Origin of the sequence: Ilyobacter sp. (genome assembly GCF_041583315.1) — a bacterium.
GTDB lineage: Bacteria > Fusobacteriota > Fusobacteriia > Fusobacteriales > Fusobacteriaceae > Ilyobacter.
Window position 1 is genome coordinate 1 of sequence record NZ_JBFHGC010000109.1, and the last position, 6,225, is coordinate 6,225.

The window sequence follows — 6,225 nt, forward strand, 5'->3', positions numbered from 1 at the left end:
ATACTGTCATATTCCAAGGTTCGATTCATATTTTCCAGCTCTGATATAAAAGACATGATGTTTTCAAAATTAACCTTATCTTTTTTAAGCTCTGCTGAAATATTTTTTGCTTTTCCGTAAATAAATGCCATATTTAAATTTCCATATGTTCCTAAAATTTCATGATTAAATTTTCTTATTTCTTCTATGTTCTTATTCTGACAAGATTCTTTTAAATTTTTTAATCTGATGGGAAATTTCAGAATACTTTTTAAAATAATGGGTTTTATTTTTGGATTTGTCTTATTTAATAATTTTCTCAAATTAAATGAAAAATTTTCATCTGATTTTTTATAAACTTCAATGGGTATGTTGATATTGAAAGTAGTTCCTATCCCTAACCTGCTTTCTACTTTGATATCACCCTTTAAAATCTCCACTAGTTTTTTTGTAATGCTAAGTCCTAGGCCTGCTCCTGCAGACTGCTTATTTATCTGGCCAAAACTTTCAAAAATATAACTGATATTTTTATTGGATATCCCTATGCCGCTGTCATAGACATCAAAATATAACGTAGAATCTTTTATTTCCACTGCACAGAGAACTGATCCTTTTTCTGTATATTTTATGGCGTTATGAACTAAATTTTTTACAATTTCATAGAGTTTCATTTTGTCAGAATAGATTGTTATATCATTCTGAGGCAACTCAATTTCAAATTTTATATTTTTTTCTTCGGCTTTTTCAGAGTGTTCATTGTAAATATCTTTGAAAAAATCTTTGATATCAAAAGGTTCAAAATGTAGATCCACTGTCCCGACTTCTATTTTTGAGAAGTCCAGCAGCTCATTTGTAAAATTCAGTAATTTGACCCCGGAGTTGTGTATGGTTTCTAGTTTTTCCTTTGTATCATCTGATAAGTCTGATTTTTTTAACATACGGGAGTATCCGATTATAGGAGTCAGAGGTGTTCTCATTTCGTGGCTTATTTTTGCCAGGAATTCATTTTTAGAACGGTTTGCAGCCTCTGCATATTCCTTTGCAGATTTTAGCTCTATGGTTCTCTTTTCAACCATCTGCTCAAGATTTTTATTTAAGAGAGTCAGCTTGTCACTCAGCTCTTCAGCCTTTTCCTTTTGGTTTTTTATCTCCCCTTCTTTAACCAGGATATCCAGGATATCTATTTTGATTGATGAGAAAATCTGGTGAAAACACCCTTCCATATTTAAGAGATCTTTTCTCAGATTGAAAATAAATTTATTGTTTATAACAGATATTATTTTATCCAGCTTTTCCAGGGTGTTGTAAATAGTAATTAATATAAATTTAGAAATAAAATTTGACATAATAAAAAAAAGAATAATAACAGGAGTTATTTTGATGAAAAAGTGATTTTTAAGTATCAGGAGACTGGGGTTTTCTTTTAAAAATATATAAGCTGCTGTTATGTATAAAGTGAAAATAATCGTGTTAGAAAGAGCTATTTTTCTGTGTATTTTCATAATTGTTCTCCTTCTTTATATTCTTAGACTGATGCAGAAAATAACACAACTTTTCGTAATGTGTGCTAAAAATAACACTAAACGACATTATTGTGACACTTCCATCTAATATTATATCATTATTTCGGGAATATCAATATTATTTCAATTTTAGTAAAAAACGGTATAGAGCCTTTTTAATTGAAAGGAAGATATACTGGGGTATAGAGGTTCAGAATGTTTTAAAAAAGAATATTTTAACTAGTTGCATGAAGGAAATTCTGATCTTTATAAAACTCAAAAATCCTGTTACTTCCAAAATAATTTATGGAGGGAGCAGATTGTTGTGTTTAATAGGGAATCGATCATTTAAAAAAGTTGAAGGAGGGAAGGGATGGATATTGTTCAAAAAATACGTGAAGCCGGAATTGTAGGTGCCGGAGGTGCAGGTTTTCCCACACACATAAAATTTTCTGTGGATAAGGTAGATTATTTACTGGTGAATGGAGCTGAATGTGAACCTCTTTTACAAATAGATAAATATCTTATGAGGGAAAAGTCCAGTGAAATTATAAAAGTTTTGGAACAGCTAGGTGACAGGATCCAGGCCAAAGAGATACATATAGCACTTAAGGGGAAATATAAATCTGAAATCATCGAGCTGGAAAAGGCCATAAAGGATCTGAATTCAAGGGTGAAAATATTCAAAATGGGAACGTATTATCCAGCTGGGGATGAGCAGCAGATAGTCTTTGAAGTAACCGGTCGTACAGTTCCAGAGGCTGGGATACCTCTTGATGTAGGGGTTATAGTCACAAATGTGGGGACCCTTGTAAATATATATGAGGCAGTGACAGACAGTAAACCTGTGGTGGATAAATGTCTCAGCATTCACGGTGAAGTGAAAAACCCTCTTATTCTGAAGTCGCCCATAGGAATGACTTTGGCAAAGTGTATAGAGGCAGCCGGAGGTACAACTATTGACAAATATAAGATAATTGTCGGCGGGCCTATGATGGGAAGAATAATAGATAAAGAAAGCCTGGAAAAAGAGGTAGTTACAAAGACAACCGGGGCACTTATTGTAGTTCCCGAAGATCATTACATGGTTCACAGAAACGGGAAAAGCGTGAAGCATATTATAAATGAAGCCAAGTCATCCTGCATACAGTGCAGAATGTGTACTGACCTCTGTCCGAGATACCTCATCGGTCAAAAGCTCAGACCTCATAGAATAATGAGAAGCGTAAGCATGCTGGAAAATAATAGCGAGATACTGAAAGAAGCTCTACTTTGTTGTGAATGCGGGATCTGTGAGCTGTTTGCATGTCCTATGCAGATTTCTCCAAGAATGGTAAATGTCTATTTAAAGGGTGTATTTAGGGAAAATGGTGTCAGGTTTGAAAAAAGTACGAGAAAACTTACTGCAGAATCCATGAGAGAATACAGAAAAGTTCCTACCAACAGGCTTATTAGCAGAATAGGGATGAGTAAATACACAGATTTTTCTGAGACAAAAGCTGTAATCCTGGAATCAAATGAAGTTTCTATTCCTCTCAAACAGCATATTGGTGCACCTGCAAAACCTCTGGTAGGGGTAGGGGACCATGTGGAGTACGGTCAGCTTATCGGTGAGGTAAAGGAAGGTTTAGGGGCAAGTGTTCATGCAAGTATAGCAGGTGTTGTAGTTGAGGTAGGAAATTCTGTAGTTATTAAAAAATAAGGGGGCGAATAAACAATGGATACAATAGGAATAATAGAACTAAACAGTATAGCTCGTGGTATGGAGGTAACTGACAGTTTGCTGAAGGCAGCAGATGTAAGTCTTTTGAAAGCCAGTACAATATGCCCCGGGAAATATATGGTAATTGTAAAAGGAGTTGTAGCAGCTGTAAAATCAGCTGTACAGACCGGGATAGAAATCGGAAAAGAAAATGTAGTCGAAAGCAAGGTAATAAGCAGACTTGATTCAAGGGTTATAAATGCAGTAAATGCTGCTACTGAGATACAGAATCTGAAATCACTGGGAGTACTTGAATTTTTCGATGTTACATCTGCTCTCTATGCAGCAGATTCAGCAATAAAAGCATCTGCTGTGGAAATTATAGAGATAAGGATGGGGTATGCAATAGGCGGTAAATCTTTTGTCACCCTTACAGGAGATTTGAGTGCTGTAAAAACAGCTATAGAAGTAGGCTCTAAAGTAGGGAATGAAAACTGTATGCTAGTCAATAAGGCTGTCATCGCTTCACCTAGTAAAGAACTTTTAGAAAGCTTGCTATAATCTAAAAAAATTCAGGAAGATTCTTATAAATAATCCAAATTTCTGCCTTGGTGATTATGAGATAAAATACCCAAGTAAAAGGAGGAGTGGAATTGGGATTGATTTTGGATAATGAAAACATTGAGTTATATGTAAAAAATCAAACGAAGTTATTTGATCAACATTCAAAGCTGACCATTATCAATATTGCTGATCAGGAAGATGAAGAGACCGATGGATTTGTTAACTTTATCTTTCGTATTATGGATTCCACGGGGAAATCTGTCATATTAAAGCAGGCTCGTCCTTATATAAGGGTATTTGATGAGGCATTACTGGATGTCTCGAGAAATAAGCTGGAATATGAAACCATAAGAATACGTAGCGGGATTTGTCATGATTACGTTCCAGAGATTTTCCATGTGGACTATGAAAATAATGCATTTATTATGGAAGACTGTAAAGACTATAAACCACTAAGATTTGAGCTTTCCAAGATGAAACGTTTCAATGATTTGGCAAAACAAATTTCAGAATATATGTCAAAAACAAATTTTTATACCTCGGAATACTTTCTTTCATCTGAGGACCATAAACGACTTCAGGCAGCCTTTGTTAATGTTGAGATGAGGAATATTATGGAGAATGTGGCCTTTGTTAAAGATTATCTAAATGATGGCACCCAGCGTGATGATACTCATGAGGCTATTGTTAAATGGATATGGCGACAAGAAGTCGTTCAGCTTGAGACATTAAAAAGCCGTGACATATTTATGAAAAAAGGGCAATGTCTGGTCCATGGTGATCTGCATACATCAAATGTTCTTATTTCAGAAAAGAATATAAAGGTCATCGACATGGAATATACTTTTATGGGGCCTTTTTCAGCAGATATGGGATATTTTTTGGCTAATTTTATATTTGCTTATAGTGCTTTAATGGTGCGGGAAGACTGCAGCACTAGAGAAAGATTGAGTTATGCCAAGTATATTTTGGAGACCATTGAGGAGACATTCAATAATTATTGCAAAGGTTTTAGAGAGTGTTGGGAAAAGGATGCTAAGGCTATGTATCGAAAAGTCCCAGGTTATTTAGAAAATATTGAAAGAGACTTCTTATTTGAAGCCATGGGAATAATGGCTTCAGCGGGTATTTGCAGAGTGGCGGGAGATTTGAAACTGACTGACTTAAACTGCATTAAGGATCCACTAAAAAGAAATCAAGCTCGAAGCTTAGTCATGCTAATCTGTCATCAGGTTTTTCAAGAGAGAGAGAAGTACGCCGGCATAGAAGATTTAATTAAGACGATTGTGGATACAAGCAATGCATTTATGTCGACAGAGGGATTCTAAATGTGCTGTAAACCGATATAGAAGTGGTTCTAAAGTGGGGTATGACAACTGTGTGTTTATTAATAAAGTTGTTTTGTTCTGCATAGAAGGGAACTACTGGAAAGCTTATTATAAAAAATATAAATAATATAGGAGGATTCTTATAGCTTATGAAAGTTTTAGTAATAAATTGCGGTAGCTCATCATTGAAATATCAGCTAATAAACCCAGAAACAGAAGAAGTTTTTGCTATAGGATTGTGTGACAGAATAGGTATTCACGGGTCTAAGCTTGAGCTTGAAGTTCCTGCGAAGAATTTTGAACTGGAAATAGAAAAAGATATGGCTACACATAAAGAAGCCCTTGAAATGGTAATAGCAGCTCTTACCGATGAAGAGTATGGAGTTATTAAATCAGTGAAAGAGGTAGATGCCATCGGTCACAGGATAGCCCACGGAGGAGAAAATTTCTCTGGCTCTACGTTAATAGACAGCGAGGTAATAACTGCTATATGTGCTAATAATTCTCTGGCACCACTTCATAATCCTGCAAATTTGATGGGAATATTAACATGTATGGTACTTATGCCCGGAAAGCCTAATATAGGAGTATTTGATACTGCATTCCATCAGACTATGCCTCCGAAGGCTTTTATGTATGCTCTTCCATATGCAGAGTATAAAGAGTTGAAAGTCAGAAAATATGGATTCCACGGGACTTCTCATAAATTTGTTTCCACTACTGCCAGAGAAATTATGGGAAAACCCGAGACATCAAAAATCATTATCTGCCACCTTGGAAACGGTGCATCTGTAACTGCAGTAAAAGACGGAAAAAGTGTTGATACGTCCATGGGACTAACTCCTACAGACGGACTTATGATGGGGACAAGATGTGGTGATGTGGATCCGGGAGCACTTTTTTATATAAAAGATAAGAGAGGACTTTCTGATAAGGATATGGACACAAAAATAAATAAAAAATCCGGAATCCTTGGAATATTTGAAAAATCTTCTGACTGTAGAGATCTTGAAATTGCAAGAGCATCAGGAGATGCGAGAGCCGAACTTGCTATAGATATGATGACATATCGGATAAGATCATATATTGCATCTTATGCTGCAGCTATGGGTGGTGTGGACATGATCTGTTTTACCGGTGGAATCGGAGA

General features: G+C 35.6%; 6 protein-coding genes. 5 read left to right on the forward strand and 1 reads right to left on the reverse strand.

The window, feature by feature from the left end:
• The coding region (locus ABZA26_RS05300; RefSeq protein ID WP_372713476.1) for a sensor histidine kinase at positions 1-1,325 on the reverse strand (1,325 nt) is incomplete at its 3' end.
• A gap of 218 nt (positions 1,326-1,543) precedes the next feature.
• Here ABZA26_RS05300 and ABZA26_RS05305 point away from each other — a divergent pair.
• The 5 genes from ABZA26_RS05305 to ABZA26_RS05325 form a co-directional block, all read left to right on the forward strand.
• Complete coding sequence (locus ABZA26_RS05305; protein WP_372713477.1) at positions 1,544-1,894, forward strand: hypothetical protein; 351 nt, start codon at positions 1,544-1,546, stop codon at positions 1,892-1,894.
• A complete protein-coding gene (locus ABZA26_RS05310) occupies positions 1,855-3,183 on the forward strand; it encodes a 4Fe-4S dicluster domain-containing protein (protein ID WP_372713478.1) in 1,329 nt (442 codons plus the stop codon). Before ABZA26_RS05305 ends, ABZA26_RS05310 begins: the two co-directional genes overlap by 40 nt.
• Positions 3,184-3,198: 15 nt before the next feature.
• A complete protein-coding gene (locus tag ABZA26_RS05315; protein ID WP_372713479.1) occupies positions 3,199-3,744 on the forward strand; it encodes a BMC domain-containing protein in 546 nt (181 codons plus the stop codon).
• A gap of 86 nt (positions 3,745-3,830) precedes the next feature.
• The gene (mtnK, locus tag ABZA26_RS05320) at positions 3,831-5,075 is read left to right on the forward strand and encodes an S-methyl-5-thioribose kinase (RefSeq protein ID WP_372713480.1); all 1,245 of its coding nucleotides are present in this window, start codon (positions 3,831-3,833) and stop codon (positions 5,073-5,075) included.
• A gap of 149 nt (positions 5,076-5,224) precedes the next feature.
• Positions 5,225-6,225: acetate/propionate family kinase (locus tag ABZA26_RS05325; protein WP_372713481.1), on the forward strand; the 1,001-nt coding region annotated here is incomplete at its 3' end.

Coding starts and splice junctions, on each gene's coding strand:
- ABZA26_RS05310 (WP_372713478.1), top strand. CDS start 1,855: ATGGATATTGTTCAAAAAATACGTGAAGCCGGAATTGTAGGTGCCGGA.
- ABZA26_RS05315 (WP_372713479.1), top strand. CDS start 3,199: ATGGATACAATAGGAATAATAGAACTAAACAGTATAGCTCGTGGTATG.